Below are 18,476 nucleotides of genomic sequence, written 5' to 3' on the forward strand. Positions count from 1 at the left end.
GCTTTACAGCGAGGCAAGCATGATTAATGGGCAAATTGCCGGTATTGACGGGGATCAATGGGCGAAGGTCGGAAATGTCCCAGGCTTGCGCTGCGATCTTCCGCAGGTTGAAGGTAAAGACGGCTACAAGGGCTGCCTGATCCTGGCCCATGGCGCAGGTGCGCCAATGGACAGCGGGTTCATGGACGAAATGGCGCAAAGGCTTGCGGCGCTTGGGGTAGCGGTCGTGCGCTTCGAGTTTCCGTACATGGCCGAGCGCAGGGTTACCGGCGGCAAGCGGCCGCCGAACCCGCAGAAGGTGTTGCTGGAGTGCTGGCGCGAGGTGTACCGGCAGGTGCGACCTTTGGTCGCGGGCAAGCTGGCGGTGGGCGGCAAGTCCATGGGCGGGCGCATGGCCAGCCTGTTGGCCGACGAATTGGGTGTGGATGCGCTGGTGTGCCTGGGTTATCCGTTCTATGCGGTGGGCAAGCCGGAAAAACCGCGGGTGGAGCACCTGGCTGGTTTGAAGACGCCTACGTTGATCGTGCAGGGCGAGCGCGATGCGTTGGGTAACCGCGAGGCGGTGGCGGGCTATGCGTTGTCGCCGGCGATCGAGGTGAGCTGGCTAGTGGCGGGGGACCATGACCTGAAGCCGCTGAAGGCCTCGGGGTTCAGCCATGAGCAGCATTTGCAGGCGGCGGCGGAAAGAGTTGCAAACTTCTTGGGTGGCTGATTTTTGTAGGAGCGGCCTTGTGTCGCGAACGGGCCGCATAGCGGCCCCGGCAATTCAGGCTGCGAAGCTGAGGCCCTGGGGCCGCTTCGCAGCCCTTTCGCGACACAAGGCCGCTCCTACAACGAGCGTGCCAGCAGCAGTGAATTAGTCGCGGTACTCGCACAGGTAGGCGGTATCCACCTTCACCTGCAGCTGGAACTTGCTGTCAGCCGGTACATTGAACTTGTCGCCGGCTTTGAAGGTTTCCCAGTTGTCGCTACCTGGCAGTTTCACGGTCAGGGCACCGGAAACCACGTGCATGATCTCGCGCTTGGCAGTGCCGAATTCGTATTCACCCGGGGCCATCACGCCGACAGTGGCCGGGCCTTCTTCGCCCGCGAATGCGATCGACTTGACGGTGCCGTTGAAGTACTCGTTGACCTGGAACATGGGCGACTCCTGAAAGGGGGGATGAAAAAGGGCTGGCCAGTATGCCCAAGCCCACAGGCCCCGTCATCTGCTTTCAGGTGCTGTTCGCCGGTAGGGTCAACGGCAGCAATCGCGCCGTGTTGCGCGCATCTTCCAGGGCCCGGTGCTGTTGCCCGCAAAAGTGCATGCCGGCCAGTTGCAGGGCACCGTTCAGGCCGGCTGGGCGCTGCAGGTGGCGGGCCTTGGCAAAGCGTTGCTTGAGGTTGATATGCGGCAACGTGCGCAGCAAGCTGTCGAGCCCGTGCTGTTGCCATTCCTGGTGCAGTTGCTGGCGGTCGTAGTCGCCCCAGCTGACCCAGGCCTGCAGTTGCCCACGGTGGTGCCCAAGCCAGCGCTCAAAGTTTGCCCAGACCTCGCGAAAAGGCGCGGCACTGTCCACGCTGGCCTGGCTGATGTGAGTCAGCTCGCGGCAAAACGGGGTCAGCTGCGGCCGCCGCCGAGGCCGCACGAAACGCTGGAAATGGTCGACCTCACGTCCTTCGCGGGTAACCAGGCTTGCGCCGATTTCAATGACTTCCATCTCTGTGACCGGCCACCCACCCTCATCGGTGGTGGCCTCCAGGTCGATCACCAACCAATGGCCCATACCAGGCTCCCTTGCAGATCCTGCTAGAGCGTAGCCAATGTGCGGGCATACGGCACCCCCTGGCATTTTGCCGCCTGCTTTGGCATAAAGAGCAGGAACCTGTAGTTGTGTCGCCCCCCGAAAACGCCTAGCTTAGACGGATCCAGGCATGAATTGTGATGAGTGTCCGTCTTGACTCCAGCGCCCCTCAAGGCCTTGTCCACCCTGATGCTGCTGGCCGTGACCTGGCTGGCGGTGCCGGCATGGGCTGCCGACGCGATCGAAGTCAGGGTTGGTGCTGCGCATTTCCCGCCCTATACCGTGCGCCCCGAGCAGGGTGCCGACACCGGCCTGCTGCCGCAGCTGGTCGAGGCGCTCAACCGTTTGCAGCAGGGCTACCACTTCGTCCTGGTGCCCACCTCCATCCAGCGGCGCTTTGGTGACTTCCAGCAAGGCCGCACCGACATGGCCATTTTCGAGAACCCGCAATGGGGCTGGCAGCAAATCGCCCACCAGACCGTGGACATGGGCCTGGAAGATGCCGAAGTGTTCGTTGCCCGCCAGGTCAACGGCCGTGACCAGCATTTCTTCGACGACCTGAACGGCAAACGTTTGGCGCTGTTCAACGGCTATCACTATGCGTTCGCCGGCTTCAACCCCGACCCGGACTACCTGCGCAAGGCCTACAAGGCGACGCTTACCTATTCCCACGACAGCAACCTGCTGATGGTGCAGGCCGGCCGCGCCGACATCGCGCTGGTCACGCGCTCCTACCTCAGCGATTTTCTGGCCCGCAACCCGGCCAGCCGGGCGCTACTGGTGCCCTCGCAACGCATCGACCAGGTCTATCACCACTACGCCTTGTTGCGCCCGGGTGCGCCTATTGGCGAGCAGTCGTTCGCCGGCCTGCTGCGAGACCTGCGCGACAGCGGTGAACTGGCGCGCATCTTCGAGCCCTATCGCATCATGGTCACCTTGCCAAAGGACTAAATTCCCGGACTGCAGCAACGTTCTCAGCAGTGAGCCTTTTCTTCATTTGCGTGAGTCAAGCCCATGCCGTTCGATGCCGCTTCGCAGCCACATTCACCGCCACGCTGGCGCAGCCTCAGTGCCGAGGAGGGCGACAGCTGGCTGAGCCTCACCCTTGAAGGCCGCCCGTTGATCCAGTTGCGCCTGGAGGCAGGCGCCACCTTGCAGGTTCATCTTGAAAACCTTTGCCCCGAGCGCCCTTATCAGGCCCTGTGGGCCGCCTGTTATTGGCTGCTGTCGCGCGACACGGCCTGCCAGCGCCTGGCCTGGCATTTGCCCGAGGCGCTGCCACAAGCGTTGTCCAGTGGCCTGCTGCTGGCAGGGGAAAGGCCGGGTGAATACCTGTGCGAGCGGGCGCTGTTCTGGCAATTGCCACAGCCTTGGCTGGGCGAGTCGGAGGCTGCGGTGTACCCGCAGCAAATGCAGATCAGCAACGGCAAGCGCCACCCGCGCCGCGCGCCCAAGCCCCGTGGCGAAGTGTACCGGCGCTTCGATGCGCGGCTGGGCAGCTGGGTGTCGCTGCGTACCCTGGAGATCGAGCACGACCTGGAGCGCTTCAACCGCTGGCAGAACAACCCCCGTGTAGAGGCTTTCTGGCAGGAGGGCGGCACACTTGCGCAACACCGTGAGTACCTGGACAAACTTGAGGCCGACCCGCATACCCTGACCTTGATCGGCTGCTTCGATGACCAGCCGTTTGCCTACTTCGAGGCGTACTGGGCAAAGGAAGACCGCATTGCGCCGTTCTACCCGGCCGATGACTACGACCGTGGCATCCACATGCTGGTAGGGGAGGAGAGCCATCGCGGGCCGCACAAGGTGGCCAGCTGGCTATCGGCGCTGGTGCACTACCTGTTCCTGGATGACCCGCGTACCCAGCGAGTAGTGGCCGAGCCACGTGCCGACAACGGCAAGATGATCGGTTACATGCATGACCAGTGCTTCCATTGCGACAAGGAGTTCGACTTCCCGCACAAGCGGGCGGCGCTGATGATTCTGGGGCGGGAGCGGTTTTTCGAGCGTTGCAAGCTGGTTTGAGGGCCCATGGGGCCGCTTTGCGCCCTGTGGGAGCGGGTTTACCCGCGAAGAATTTAACTCGGTGTATGGCACCGGCTAAGCCGGTGTTCGCGGGTGAACCCGCTCCCACAGGGGGCGGGATCTTGAGATGCAACTCAAGCCTGCCGGTTGGCCGTCTTGCGGCAATGCACCAGTGCATCGCGGATCATGAAGTTGACCAGTGTCGGCGACACCCCCAACTCCTTGGCAATGTCCTTCTGCGGCACGCCATGCAGGCGGTACATCTCGAAGGCATAGCGGGTGCGCTGCGGCAGTTCGTTCAGCGCTTCGGCAATGTCGTCCAGCGCGGCGAGGTTGATGTGGGTGGCTTCGGGCGAGGCGTTCTGGATGACCACATTCAGGCCTTCCTCCTCGCTGCCGGAGTACTTCAGCTCCATCGCCTGCTTGCGGTAATGGTCGATGGCCAGGTTGCGCACGATCTGGAACAGGTAGCTCAACTGCGCCTTGAACGACGAGGTGATCTGCGGGGCGGCGCTGAGCCGGAAAAAGGCGTCCTGCACCACATCTTCGGCGCGCGAGCGGCAGCCGGTGATGCGGGCAGCGATCTTGACCAGAATGCTGCGGTTGTCGACAAAGGCCTGCAGTAATGGTGAATCGCACTTACTTGTGGATAGTTGTTCCGCCATGGAAATCACCTTGTCACAGAGGGGAAAGGAGGCGCCCAAGGCTGGGAAGCTTCCTACGACGTGCGACAAACTATTCAGAATGATAATGATTGTCAAATGCGAAGTGTAATTGGTTTCATGTGATTTCGGTTCTAAGGGGTTGTGGGTGGGGTGGGTGGGTTAGGGGAATTGTGTGGGGCTGGAAGGTGCATGGCTTGAGGGAGTGTCGGGGCCATAAGGTGCCTGCCTTGAGGGAGTGTCGGGGCCATAAGGTGCCTGCCTTGAGGGAGTGTCAGGGCGACAAGGTGCCTGCCTTGAGAGGTTTGTCGCCTGTGAGATCGAGCGCCGCCCGCGCGGCGCTTCGCGGGTAAACCCGCTCCTACGTTTGTTTCGGGCCAATCATTCCTGTGGGATTTGCGCGCGAACGCCTTGGCGTACACCTCGATATCGGGTCGTACGGACAAGGCGGTCGCGCGCGCCTGGCACAGGAGGGACTGGCCCGAAACAAACGTAGGAGCGGCTTTAGCCGCGAAGCGCCGCGCGGGCGGCGCTCGATCTCACAGGCGCTGAAAATACATCGGCGAACACTTGGCGGCGCTCGATCTCACAGGCGCTGAAAATACATCGGCGAACACTTGGCGGCGCTCGATCTCACAGGCGCTGAAAATACATCGGCGAACACCTCGCGGCGCTCGATCTCCCAGGCGACACACCTCTCAAGGCAGGCACCTTGTCACCCTGACACTTTCTCAAGGCAGGCACCTTATCGCCCAGACACTCTCTCAAGGCAGGCACTTTCCAACCCCGCTAATTTCTCTCCCCGCCCATCCGTTCCCCTGTGTACATCCCGGCCGCCGTGCACTGCCCGCCCACGTTCGCGGAGCAGCCGGCCCGCCCCAACCAGACACTGGCAGGAACACCCCATGACGGACGCCTTCGAACTCCCGCTCTCGCTGGTCCAGGCCCTGGCGCAACGCGCCGCGCAAACCCCGGATAGCATTGCCTTGCGCTTTCTGGCTGACGCTCCCGGCGAGCAGGCGGTGCTCAGCTACCGGGACCTCGACCAGCGTGCGCGCACCATCGCTGCGGCCTTGCAGGCGCGCGCCAGCTTTGGTGACCGTGCCGTGTTGCTGTTCCCCAGCGGGCCAGACTACGTGGCCGCGTTCTTTGGCTGCCTGTATGCGGGCGTGATCGCGGTGCCGGCCTACCCGCCGGAGTCCGCGCGTCAGCACCACCAGGAGCGTTTGCTGTCGATCATCGACGACGCCGAGCCGCGCCTGCTGCTGACTGTTGCGGCGCTGCAGGGCAGCCTGCAAGGCCTGGAGGCCCTGGCGGCCGACAACGCCCCCGAACTGCTGGCGGTGGATGGCCTGGACCCGGCGCGGGCAGCGAGCTGGCGCGAGCCCGCGCTCAAGGGTGATGACATCGCCTTCCTGCAATACACCTCCGGCTCCACCGCGCTGCCCAAAGGCGTGCAGGTCAGCCATGGCAACCTGGTGGCCAACGAGCAGCTGATCCGTTGTGGCTTTGGCATCGACCTCAACCCCGACGACGTGATCGTCAGCTGGCTGCCGCTGTACCACGACATGGGCCTGATCGGCGGCCTGCTGCAGCCGATCTTCAGCGGCGTGCCGTGCGTGCTGATGTCGCCGGGTTACTTCCTCGCCCGGCCGCTGCGCTGGTTGCAGGCCATCAGCGAGTACGGCGGCACCATCAGCGGCGGCCCCGACTTTGCCTACCGCCTGTGCAGCGAGCGGGTCAGCGAGGCCTCGCTGGCCGGGCTCGACCTGAGCCGCTGGCGCGTGGCCTATTCCGGCTCCGAACCGATCCGCCAGGACAGCCTGGCGGCCTTCGCCGACAAGTTCCAGGCCTGCGGCTTCGACTCGCAAAGCTTCTTCGCCAGCTACGGCCTGGCCGAAGCCACCCTGTTCGTCAGTGGCAGCCGCCGTGGCCAGGGCATCCCTGCGCTGGAGCTGGACGCCAAAGCCTTCGCCGGCAACCGCGCCGAATCGGGCACAGGCAGCGTACTGATGAGCTGCGGCTACCCGCAGCCGGGGCATGCGGTACGCATCGTCGAGCCGCAGCAGCTGCAGGTGCTGGGCGACAACCAGGTGGGTGAAATCTGGGCCGGTGGCCCGAGCATTGCCCTGGGTTACTGGCGCAACCCCGAAGCCAGCGCGCGCACCTTCGTCGCAATGGACGGCCAGACCTGGCTGCGTACCGGTGACCTGGGTTTCATGCGTGAGGGCGAAGTGTTCGTCACCGGGCGCCTGAAAGACATGCTGATCGTGCGCGGGCAGAACCTGTACCCGCAGGACCTGGAACAAACCCTTGAGCGCGAAGTGGAAGTGCTGCGCAAAGGCCGGGTGGCGGTGTTTGCCGTCGAGCACCAGGGCGAGGAGGGCATCGGCGTGGCGGTGGAGATCAGCCGCAACGTGCAGAAAGCCATCAAGCCCCAGGACCTGATCAAGACCCTGCGCCAGGTGATTGCCGAAGCCTGCCGCCAGGCCCCGGCCGTGGTCCTGCTGCTGAACCCGGGCGCGCTGCCGAAGACCTCCAGCGGCAAGCTGCAACGCTCGGCCTGCCGCCTGCGCATGGACGATGGCAGCCTGGATTGCTACGCGCGCTTTCCTGATCTGAGCGAGGCTGTTGCCGCTGAGCCAGCGGGCGATGAACTGCAGGCGCGTATCGCCGCTGTGTGGCGCGACATTCTCAAGGTAGAAACGGTGGCGGTCGACGACCACTTCCTGCTGCTGGGTGGCAACTCCATCGCCGCCACCCAGGCCACTGCGCGCCTGGCCGACCAGCTGGGCATCAACCTTAGCCTGCGCACCTTGTTCGAAGCCCCGGTGCTGGCCGACTACAGCAATGCCGTGGCCACAATGCTCGCCGAAGGCGGTGCGCAGGCGGCAGCCATTGTCACCCTGGAACGCGCCCAGGCGCTGCCCCAGTCGCTGGCGCAAAACCGCCTGTGGCTGCTGTGGCAACTGCAACCGCAATCGGCGGCCTACAACATTCCGGCCGGGCTGCACCTGCGTGGCGAACTGGATGAAAGTGCCCTGCAAGCGGCCTTCCAGGCACTGGTGGCGCGCCACGAATCGCTGCGTACCGTGTTCAGTGAAGAGGGCGGTCAAGCGCTGCAGCGTGTCCTGCCTCAGCAGCCGTTCAACCTGTTCCGCCTCGACCTCGAAGGCCAGGCGCCCGAACAGGTCACCGCCCAGCGTGAAACCGAGGCCCGCCAGCCGTTCGACCTGACCCAGGGCCCCTTGCTGCGCGTGACCTTGGCCCGCCTGGACGACGAAGACCATCAGCTGTGGGTGACCCTGCACCACATCGTTGCCGATGGCTGGTCGCTGAACATCCTGCTCGACGAGTTCGCCAAACTGTACGCGGCTCACTGCCAAGGCCTACAGGCTAATCTGGCACCGCTGCTCTTGGGTTACGCCGACTATGGCACCTGGCAGCGCCAATGGCTGGCCGACGGTGAGGCCGAGCGCCAACTGCAATACTGGAAGGCCCACCTGGGTGATGAACTGCCGGTGCTCGACCTGTGCACCGATCACCCGCGCGCCAGCCAGCGCGCGCTCAGCGCTGCACGTTTCAACCTCAAGGTGCCTGCCAAGCTTACCGGCGCCCTCAAAGGCCTGGCCCGGGAGCAGCAGGCCAGCCTGTTCATGGTCCTGCTGGCCGGCTGGCAGGCGCTGCTGCAGCGCTACAGCGGCCAGGCCGATATCCGCGTTGGCGTGCCCAACGCCAACCGCCCACGCCTGGAAACCCAAGGCATGGTCGGTTTCTTCATCAACACCCAGGTGCTGCGCGCACAACTCGATGGTCGCCTGCCGTTCACCCAGTTGCTGGCCCAGGCGCGCCAGGCCACCCTGCAGGCCCAGGCCAACCAGGACCTGCCGTTCGAACAGCTGGTCGAAGCCTTGCCCGAAGCCCGTGAACAGGGCCTGTTCCAGGTCATGTTCAACCACCAGCAACGCGACCTGTCGGCGCTGCGCCGCCTGCCGGGCCTGCTGGCCGAAGAGCTGCCGTGGCACAGCCGCGAAGCCAAGTTCGACCTGCAACTGCACAGCGAAGAAGACCACCAGGGCCGCCTGAGCCTGGCCTTCGACTATGCCGCCGAACTGTTCGATGCCAGTACCATCAAGCGCCTGGCTGGGCACCTGCTGGCGCTGCTGGAGCAGGTGTGCGCCGCACCGCAACGGGCGTTGGGCGAGGTGCAATTGCTCGACGAGGCGGGCCGCGCCCAGCTGCTGGGCTGGGGCCAGGCAGCGACCGCCGCGCCGCAACAGCTGTTGGTTGAACAACTCAACGAGCAAGCACGCCTGACCCCGCAGCGCACCGCCCTGGCGTGGGAGGGCGGCAGCCTGGATTACGCCGAGCTGCACCAGCAGGCCAACCGCCTGGCCCACTACCTGCGCGACAAAGGCGTCGGCCCCGACACCTGCGTAGCAATTGCCATCGAGCGCTCGCCGCAGTTGCTGGTCGGCCTGCTGGCCATTCTCAAGGCCGGTGGCGCCTACGTGCCACTGGACGTCGACTACCCAGCCGAGCGCCTGGCCTACATGCTCGCCGACTGCAACGCCGGCCTGCTGCTGAGCCACAGCAGCCTGCTGGGCAAGCTGCCGCAGGTCGATGGTGTCAGCGCCATCGCCCTCGACCAGTTGCACCTGGACAGCTGGCCCTGCCATGCCCCGGGCCTGCACTTGCACGGCGACAACCTGGCCTATGTGATCTACACCTCCGGTTCCACCGGCCAGCCCAAAGGCGTGGGCAACACCCACGCGGCGCTGGCCGAGCGCCTGCAATGGATGCAGGCCACCTATGCGCTGAACGACAGCGACGTACTAATGCAAAAGGCACCGATCAGTTTCGACGTTTCGGTGTGGGAGTGCTTCTGGCCATTGATCACCGGCTGCAAGCTGGTGCTCGCCGGCCCCGGTGAACACCGTGACCCGCAGCGCATCGCCGAACTGGTCCAGGCCCATGGTGTGACCACGCTGCACTTCGTGCCGCCGCTGTTGCAGGTGTTTGTCCAGGAGCCGCAGGCAGTTGCTTGTAGCAGCCTGCGGCGCTTGTTCTCGGGTGGCGAAGCATTGTCTGCAGCACTGCGCGACCGTGTGCTGCAAGTGCTGCCACAAGTGCAACTGCACAACCGCTACGGCCCGACCGAAACCGCCATCAACGTCACCCACTGGCATTGCCAAGCCACGGATGGCGAGCGTTCGCCTATCGGTCGTCCGCTGGGCAATGTGCTGTGCCGCGTGCTGGACGACGAGCTTGAACTCACTGCCCCAGGCGTGCCGGGCGAGCTGTACCTTGGTGGCGCGGGCCTGGCCCGTGGCTACCTGGGCCGCCCCGGCCTTACCGCCGAGCGCTTCGTGCCGCAGGCCGATGGCAATGGCCAGCGCCTGTACCGCAGTGGCGACCGTGCCCGCTGGCAGGTACAGCTTGAGGCCCTGGAATACCTCGGCCGCCTCGACCAGCAGGTGAAGGTGCGTGGTTTCCGCGTGGAACCCGAAGAGGTCCAGGCGTGCCTCCTGACGCAAGCGGGTGTCGAGCAGGCGCTGGTGCTGATCCACAAGGACGCTGTTGGCGCGCAACTGGTCGGCTACTACAGCGGCAGCGCCCAGCCTGAAGCCTTGTTGGCGGTACTGGGTGAGCAACTGCCGGCGTACATGGTGCCGGCGCAACTCATTCCGCTGGCACAGATGCCAATAGGACCCAGCGGCAAGGTCGACCGCAAGGCACTGCCGGCCCCGGTGTGGCAGCAGCGTGATCACGTCGAGCCGCAAACCGAACTGCAACAGCAGGTTGCCGCCATCTGGCGCGAAGTGCTGAACCTGCCGCGCGTCGGCCTGCAGGATGACTTCTTCGCCCTCGGTGGCCACTCGTTGCTGGCCACCCAGATCGTTTCCCGCAGTCGCCAGGCCTGCGACGTCGAGCTGCCGCTCAAGGCGCTGTTTGAAGCCAGCGAACTGGGCGCGTTCTGTGCCGAGATCGCGCGTATCCGCGACGCCGGTGAGCACAATCTGCAAGGCGAAATCACCCGCGTCGACCGCCGCCAGGCGGTGCCGCTGTCGTACTCGCAGCAGCGCATGTGGTTCCTCTGGCAAATGGAGCCGGACAGCCCGGCGTACAACGTCGGCGGCATGGCGCGCCTGCGCGGCACCTTGCATGTGGACGCCTTCGAGCGCGCGTTGCAGGCGCTGATCGTGCGCCATGAAACCCTGCGCACCACCTTCCCCAGCATCGATGGCGTGCCGTACCAGTGCGTCGCCGAAGACAGCGGCCTGCACCTCGACTGGCAGGACTTCAGCGCATTGCCTGCCGATGCCCGCCAGCAACGCTTGCAACAACTGGCCGACGACCAGGCGCACCAGCCGTTCGACCTGGAGCGCGGCCCGCTGCTGCGCGCCTGCCTGGTCAAGGCCGAGGAGCGCGAGCACTTCTTTGTGCTGACCCTGCACCATATCGTCACCGAAGGCTGGGCAATGGACATCTTCGCCCGCGAACTGGGCGAGCTGTACGAGGCCTTCGTCGATGACCGCGAGTCGCCGCTGGCACCTCTGCCGGTGCAGTACCTGGACTACAGCGTGTGGCAACGGCAATGGCTGGAAAGCGGCGAGGGCGCCCGCCAGTTGGCTTATTGGAAAGACCGCCTGGGTGATGAACACCCGGTGCTGGCGTTGCCCGCCGACCGCCCGCGCCCGGCCGTGCAGAGCCACCGTGGCGAGCTGTACCGCTTCGAGCTCGACCCAGCGCTGGTCGCCCGCGTGCATGCCTTCAACAGCCAGCGCGGCTTGACCTTGTTCATGACCATGACCGCCACCCTGGCCGCCTTGCTGCACCGCTACAGCGGCCAGCGCGACTTGCGCATCGGTGCGCCGGTAGCCAACCGCATCCGCCCGGAAAGCGAAGGGCTGATTGGCGCCTTCCTCAACACCCAGGTGCTGCGTTGCGAGCTGGACGGGCAAATGACCGCCAGCGCACTGCTGGAGCAGATGCGCCGGGCCGCGATCGAAGGCCAGTCGCATCAGGACCTGCCGTTCGACCAGCTGGTGGAGGCCCTGCAGCCACCGCGCAGCAGCGCCTATAACCCACTGTTCCAGGTGATGTGCAACGTGCAGCGCTGGGCCTTCCAGCAAAGCCGCACCCTGGCCGGCATGCAGGTGGATTACCTGGTCAACGACGCCAGTGCCACCAAGTTCGACTTGTACCTGGAAGTGACCGACCTTGATGGCCGCCTGGGTTGCTGCCTGACCTACAGCCGCGACTTGTTCGACGAGCCGCGGATTGCGCGCATGGCCGAGCACTGGCAGCAACTGCTGGTCGGCCTGCTGGATAACCCGCAACAGCGTCTGTGCCAGCTGCCGATGCTGAGCAATGCCGAGCAGCAGGTGCTGGTGGGCCAGTTGCAGGGCGAGCACGATTTCGACCTCGACCAGACCTTGCACGGCCTGTTCGCCGCCCAGGCCGCACGCACGCCACAGGCCGGTGCGCTGACCTTTGCCAGCCAGCACATGACCTACGCCGAGCTCGACCAGCAAGCCAACCGCCTGGCCCGCGCCCTGCGCGAGCGGGGCGTCGGTCCGCAGGTGCGCGTGGGCCTGGCGCTGGAGCGTTCGCTGGAAATGGTCGTCGGCCTGCTGGCCATCCTCAAGGCTGGCGGCGCCTATGTGCCGCTGGACCCTGAGTACCCGCTCGACCGCTTGCGCTACATGATCGAAGACAGCCGCATCGGCCTGCTGCTGAGCCAGCGCGCGCTGCTGCAAACCCTGGGCGAGCTGCCCGACGGCGTGGCGCGCTGGAGCCTGGAAGACGACGCCGCCAGCCTGTCGGCCTACAGCGATGCGCCACTCGACAACCTCAGCCTGCCGCAGCACCAGGCCTACCTGATCTACACCTCCGGCTCCACCGGCAAGCCCAAGGGCGTGGTGGTCAGCCATGGCGAATTCGCCATGCACTGCCAGGCGGTGATTGCCGAATTCGGCATGCGCAGCGATGACTGCGAGCTGCACTTCTATTCAATCAACTTCGACGCTGCCAGCGAGCGCCTGTGGGTACCGCTGCTGTGCGGTGCCCGCGTGGTACTGCGCGCCCAGGGACAGTGGGGCGCCGAGGAAATCTGCCAACTGGTGCGTGAGCAGCAGGTCAGCATCCTCGGCTTTACCCCTAGCTACGGCAGCCAGCTGGCGCAGTACCTGGCCGGGCAGGGCGAACAATTGCCGGTGCGCCTGGTGATTACCGGTGGCGAAGCGCTGACCGGCGAGCACCTGCAGCGTATTCGCCAGGCCTTTGCCCCGCAGCAGTTCTTCAACGCCTACGGCCCGACCGAAACCGTGGTCATGCCGCTGGCCTGCCTGGCACCAGAAGTTATGCCAGCGGAGCTTGGCAGCGTGCCGATCGGCCGCGTCATTGGTAACCGCACGGCGTACATCCTCGATGAAGACCTGGCCCTGTTGCCGCAAGGCGGCATTGGTGAACTGTATGTCGGCGGTGCCGGCCTGGCCCAGGGGTATCACGACCGGCCGGGCCTCAGCGCCGAGCGCTTCGTTGCCGACCCGTTCAGCACCGAAGGTGGGCGCCTGTATCGCACGGGTGATCTGGTGCGCCTGGGTAGCGATGGCCTGGTGGAGTATGTCGGCCGTGCCGACCAGCAAGTGAAGATTCGTGGCTTCCGCATTGAGCTGGGCGAAATCGAAAGCCGCCTGCAAGCGCATGCCGATGTCGACGAAGCCGTGGTGCTGGCCCTTGATTTGCCAGGTGGCAAGCAACTGGTGGGCTACCTGGTGTGCAAACAGGCCTGCGCCGAAAGCGAGGCACAAAGCCTGTTGCGCGAAGCGGTCAAGGCCGATGCCCGCCAGCACTTGCCGGACTACATGGTGCCCGCGCACCTGGTACTGCTCGACAGCCTGCCACTGATGGGTAACGGTAAGCTCGACCGCCGCGCACTGCCGCTGCCAGACCTTGAGCAGGCACGCCAGCAATACCAGGCTCCTGGCAATGAGGTGGAGGCACAATTGGCGCAGATCTGGCGCGATGTGCTCAACGTTGCCCAGGTTGGCGTGCAGGACAACTTCTTCGAACTGGGTGGCGACTCGATCTTGTCGATCCAGGTGGTCAGCCGGGCCCGTCAGGCGGGTTTGCAGTTCACCCCGCGTGACCTGTTTCAGCATCAGACCATCCAGACCTTGGCGGCAGTGGTTCAGCGTAGCGAAGCCAGCAGCGACATCGAGCAGGGCCTGCGTCAGGGCCAGATCGGCCTGACGCCGATCCAGCACTGGTTCTTCGACAGTGAAGTGCCGCAGCCGCAGCACTGGAACCAGGCCGTGTTGCTGGAGGCACGTCAGCCGCTGGATGAAACGGTACTGGCTCAGGCGTTGGCCGCACTGGTGCAACACCACGACAGCCTGCGCCTGCATTTCAGCGAGGCCGGTAACCGCCGGCTGGCCGCCTACGCCCAGCCTGCCACAGAGCAATTGCTGTGGACCGCCACCGTCACCGACTTCGCCAATTGCCAGGCGCTGTACAGCGATGTGCAGCGCAGCCTCGACCTGCAACAGGGCCCGCTGCTGCGCGCCTTGCTGGTGCGAGACGGGCAGGGCAGCCAGCGCTTGTTGCTGGCGATCCATCACCTGGTGGTCGATGGCGTGTCCTGGCGCGTGCTGCTGGAAGACCTGCAGGCGCTGTACCGCGGCCAGCCACTGGCGGCCAAGACCCACGCCATGGGCGACTGGGCCGCGCGCCTGGCCAGCTATGCCGGCAGCGATTCGCTGCGCGACGAGCTGGGCTGGTGGCAAGGCCAGCTGGGTGGCGTGCGCCGCGAACTGCCGTGCGATCACCCGCAGGGCGGCAACTTGCACCGCCACGCCCATACCCTGGCCATCGGCCTGGATGTGGAGCAGACCCGGCAGTTGCTGCAACAGGCCCCGGCGGCCTACCACACCCAGGTCAACGACTTGCTGCTGACTGCGCTGGCGCGGGCCTTGTGCCGCTGGAGCGGTGACGAAGAAGTGCTGGTGCAGCTTGAAGGCCACGGCCGTGACGGGCTGTTCGAAGACATGGACCTGACCCGCAGCGTCGGCTGGTTCACCAATGCCTACCCGCTGAGCCTGCGCCCGCTGCCGGGTGAAGACGAAGCTGCGCGGGCCGGCTCGATCAAACGCATCAAGGAGCAGCTGCGCCAGGTGCCGCACAAAGGGCTGGGTTACGGCGTGCTGCGCTACCTGGCGGAAGATGCCGGGCGCGAGCAGATGGCGGCCTTGCCGCAGGCACGCATCACCTTCAACTACCTTGGCCAGTTCGACCAGCAGTTCGACAGCGCGGCCCTGTTCCAGCCGCTGGATGCCCCGGCCGGCCTGGCTCATGACCTCGATGCACCACTGCCCAACTGGCTGAGCGTCGATGGCCAGGTGTATGGCGGCGCCCTGCAACTGCGCTGGACCTTCAGTGCCGAACGCTATGATGAACAGACCATCGCAAACCTGGCCGAAGCCTATCGCCAGGAGCTGCTGGCGCTGGTCGCGCATTGCCTGGCCGAGGGCAATGGCAGCTTCACCCCGTCGGACTTCCCGCTGGCGCACCTGACCCAGGCGCAGATTGACGCGCTGCCGGTGCCGGCTGCGCAGATCGAGGACGTTTATCCGCTGACCCCGATGCAAGAGGGCATGCTGCTGCACACCCTGCTGGAGCCGGGCACCGGCCTGTACTACATGCAAGACCGCTACCGCATCAACAGCGCGCTGGACCCTGAACGCTTCGCCCAGGCCTGGCAGGCCGTGGTGGCGCGCCATGAAGCGTTGCGCGCCTCGTTCAGCTGGAACAGCGGCGAGGCCATGCTGCAGATCATCCACAAACCGGGCAACCTGGCGCTGGACTACCAGGACTGGCGCGAACTTGCTGACGATGCCCAGGAACAGCGCCTGCAAGCCCTGCACAAGCAGGAGCGCGAGGCCGGTTTCGAGTTGCTTAGCGAAGCACCGTTCCACCTGCGCCTGGTGCGCGTGGCCGACACGCGCTACTGGTTCATGATGAGCAACCACCACATCCTGATCGATGCCTGGTGCCGCTCGCTGTTGATGAACGACTTCTTCGAGGTCTACCAGGCCCTCGGCGAGGGCCGCCAGGCACAGCTGCCGGTGCCGCCGCGTTATCGCGACTACATCGGCTGGCTGCAACGCCAGGGCCTGGACGACGCGCGTGCCTGGTGGCAGGCCAACCTGGCCGGCTTCGAACGCGCCACGGCGATCCCCAGCGACCGCCCATTGCGGCATGACCACGCCGGCAGCGGCATGGTCGTCGGCGACTGCTACACCCGCCTGGACGTCAGCGATGGCGTGTGCCTGCGCGAACTGGCCCAGGCCCACCAGCTCACCGTCAACACTTTCGCCCAGGCGGCCTGGGCGCTGGTGCTGGCGCGCTACAGCGGCGACCGCGACGTGGCCTTTGGCGTGACCGTGGCCGGGCGCCCGGTGAGCATGCCGCAGATGCAGCGCACTGTCGGGCTGTTCATCAACAGCGTCGCCTTGCGCGTGCAGTTGCCGGTGGCCGGTGAGCGCTGCAGCGTACGCCAATGGCTGCAGGGCCTGCTGCAAAGCAACATGGAACTGCGCGAGTACGAATACCTGCCGCTGGTGGCGATCCAGGACTGCAGCGAACTGCCCAAGGGCCAGCCGCTGTTCGACAGCCTGTTCGTGTTCGAGAACGCCCCGGTGGAAACCGCCGTGCTCGACCATGCCCAGCACCTGAACGCCAGCTCCGACTCGGGCCGTACCCACACCAACTTCCCGCTGACCGCAGTGTGCTACCCGGGTGATGACCTGGGCCTGCACTTGTCGTTCGACCAGCGCTACTTCGACTACCCGACCGTCGAACGCCTGCTGGCCGAGTTCAAGCGCCTGCTGCTGGCGCTGGTGCAGGGCTTTGAAGGGGAGGTGGGTGAACTGCCGTTGCTTGGCACCGAAGAACAGCGCTTCCTTCTGGAAGACTGCAACCGTACCGAACGGGCTTACCCGCTGGAGCAGAGCTACATCGCGCAGTTCGAAGCACAAGTGGCCGCGCATCCGCAGCGTACTGTGGCCCGTTGCCTGGAAGCATCCTATGACTACGCCGGGCTGAACCTGGCGGCCAACCGCCTGGGCCATGCGCTGATCGCGGCGGGTGTGAACGTGGACCAGCCAGTGGCACTGTTGGCCGAGCGCGGCTTGCCGTTGCTGGGCATGATCGTCGGCAGCTTCAAGGCGGGTGCCGGCTACCTGCCGCTGGACCCGGGCCTGCCGGCAGCGCGCCTGCAGAGCATCATCCAGCTCAGCCGCACGCCGGTGCTGGTGTGCAGCGCGGCCTGTGCCGAGCAGGGGCGGCAGTTGTTGGCAGAACTGGAAACAGCGGTACGGCCGCAGTTGCTGGTCTGGGAAGAAACCCAGGCCAGCGCGGTTGCCAGCCACAACCCGGGCATCCACAGCGGGCCGGAAAACCTTGCCTATGTGATCTATACCTCAGGCTCCACCGGCCTGCCGAAAGGGGTGATGGTCGAGCAGCGCGGCATGCTCAACAACCAGCTCAGCAAGCTGCCGTACCTGGCGCTGAGCGAGCAGGACGTGATCGCCCAGACCGCCTCGCAGAGCTTCGATATTTCGGTGTGGCAGTTCCTCGCCGCGCCGCTGTTCGGCGCCAAGGTGGAGATTGTGCCGAACACCATCGCCCATGACCCGCAGGGCCTGCTGGCGCATGTGCAGGCCACCGGCATCACCGTGCTGGAAAGTGTGCCGTCGCTGATCCAGGGCATGCTCGCCAACGACCATCAGGCGCTCGACGGGCTGCGCTGGATGCTACCGACCGGCGAAGCCATGCCGCCGGAGCTGGCGGCGCAGTGGCTGCAGCGTTACCCGCAGATCGGCCTGGTCAACGCCTATGGCCCGGCGGAGTGCTCGGATGACGTGGCGTTCTTCCGCGTCGATGCCGCCTCGACCTGTGGCAGCTACCTGCCAATTGGCACGCCGACCGACAACAACCGCCTGTACCTGTTCGGCGATGAGCAGACGCTGGTGCCGTTGGGTGCGGTGGGTGAGTTGTGTGTGGCAGGCACGGGTGTTGGCCGTGGCTATGTCGGCGACCCGGTGCGCACGGCGCTGGCGTTCATCCCGCATCCTTATGGTACGCCAGGCGAGCGCCTGTACCGCACCGGCGACCTGGCTCGGCAGCGTCCTGATGGTGTGCTGGAGTATGTCGGGCGCATCGACCACCAGGTGAAGATCCGTGGTTACCGTATCGAGCTGGGCGAGATCGAAGCCCGCCTGCACGAGCAGGCGGAAATCCGCGATGCCGCGGTGGGGGTGCAGGAAGGCATCAACGGCAAGCATCTGGTCGGCTACCTGGTGGCGCATCAGGGCGTCAGCGCCGATGTCACGCTGCTGGAGCAGGTCAAGCAACGCCTGCGTGCCGAGTTGCCGGAGTACATGGTGCCGCTGCACTGGGCTTGGTTCGACAGGCTGCCGCACAACGCCAACGGCAAGCTCGACCGCAAGGCCCTGCCGGCCATCGACATCGGTGGCCAGCACAGCCAGGCCTACCAGGCGCCGCGCAACGAGCTGGAGGAGGTATTGGCGGGTATCTGGGCCGATGTGCTCAAGGCTGAGCGGGTTGGGGTGCACGACAACTTCTTCGAGCTGGGCGGGCATTCGTTGCTGGCCACGCAGATCGCCTCGCGGGTGCAGAAGCAATTGCAGTTGAACGTGCCGTTGCGGGCGATGTTCGAGTGCAGCACGGTGGAGGAGCTGGCCGCCTATGTGCAGGGGTTGCAGGGCAGTGCGCTGGATGACGACAAGGTCGACCGGCTGAGTGACCTGATGGCGGAGCTGGAGGGGTTGTAGGGGGTGGGTTCGCCTTGAGGGTTGCAGGGGGGCGGAAAGGTTCGCCTTGAGGTTTTCAGGGTGGCGGAAATCGAGCGCCGCCCGCGCGGCGCTTCGCGGCTAAAGCCGCTCCTACGTTTGTTTCGGGCCAATTATGCCTGTGG

Annotated in this window: 7 protein-coding genes; 4 read left to right on the forward strand and 3 right to left on the reverse strand. The window is 65.4% G+C overall.

All coding sequences use genetic code 11. From position 1 onward, the window contains the following. The first annotated feature begins 19 nt into the window (after positions 1–19). Positions 20–712, forward strand: a complete 693-nt coding sequence (locus ACIP1G_RS24680; protein ID WP_400741612.1) for an alpha/beta family hydrolase — start codon at positions 20–22, stop codon at positions 710–712. Between the two features lie 144 nt (positions 713–856). Here the strand turns inward: ACIP1G_RS24680 and ACIP1G_RS24685 are convergent, their stop codons facing one another. Next, entirely contained in the window at positions 857–1,141 is a 285-nt protein-coding gene (locus ACIP1G_RS24685; protein WP_003259920.1) for a pyrimidine/purine nucleoside phosphorylase, read from the reverse strand. Positions 1,142–1,214: 73 nt separating this feature from the next. After that, positions 1,215–1,766 (reverse strand): exonuclease domain-containing protein, encoded by a 552-nt coding sequence (locus tag ACIP1G_RS24690; RefSeq protein ID WP_400741614.1) that lies wholly within the window; start codon positions 1,764–1,766, stop codon positions 1,215–1,217. Between the two features lie 171 nt (positions 1,767–1,937). On the opposite strand from ACIP1G_RS24690, the gene ACIP1G_RS24695 reads away from it, so the two are divergent. Together ACIP1G_RS24695 and ACIP1G_RS24700 are read left to right on the forward strand one after the other, a co-directional pair. After that, the gene (locus ACIP1G_RS24695; protein ID WP_400741616.1) at positions 1,938–2,735 is read left to right on the forward strand and encodes a substrate-binding periplasmic protein; all 798 of its coding nucleotides are present in this window, start codon (positions 1,938–1,940) and stop codon (positions 2,733–2,735) included. A 63-nt stretch (positions 2,736–2,798) separates the two neighbouring features. Then, positions 2,799–3,812: a GNAT family N-acetyltransferase gene (locus ACIP1G_RS24700; protein ID WP_400741618.1), complete on the forward strand. Its 1,014-nt coding sequence runs from the start codon at positions 2,799–2,801 to the stop codon at positions 3,810–3,812. 134 nt (positions 3,813–3,946) lie between these two features. Here the strand turns inward: ACIP1G_RS24700 and ACIP1G_RS24705 are convergent, their stop codons facing one another. Further along, positions 3,947–4,477 carry an RNA polymerase factor sigma-70 gene (locus ACIP1G_RS24705; protein ID WP_201207791.1) on the reverse strand — a complete coding sequence of 177 codons (531 nt, stop codon included), beginning with the start codon at positions 4,475–4,477 and terminating at the stop codon, positions 3,947–3,949. 902 nt (positions 4,478–5,379) lie between these two features. Between ACIP1G_RS24705 and ACIP1G_RS24710 the strand changes: the two genes are divergently transcribed. After that, positions 5,380–18,333 carry a non-ribosomal peptide synthetase gene (locus tag ACIP1G_RS24710; RefSeq protein ID WP_400741620.1) on the forward strand — a complete coding sequence of 4,318 codons (12,954 nt, stop codon included), beginning with the start codon at positions 5,380–5,382 and terminating at the stop codon, positions 18,331–18,333. Positions 18,334–18,476: the final 143 nt, after the last annotated feature.

The organism is Pseudomonas sp. NPDC089392 (assembly GCF_044749595.1).
Lineage (GTDB): Bacteria > Pseudomonadota > Gammaproteobacteria > Pseudomonadales > Pseudomonadaceae > Aquipseudomonas.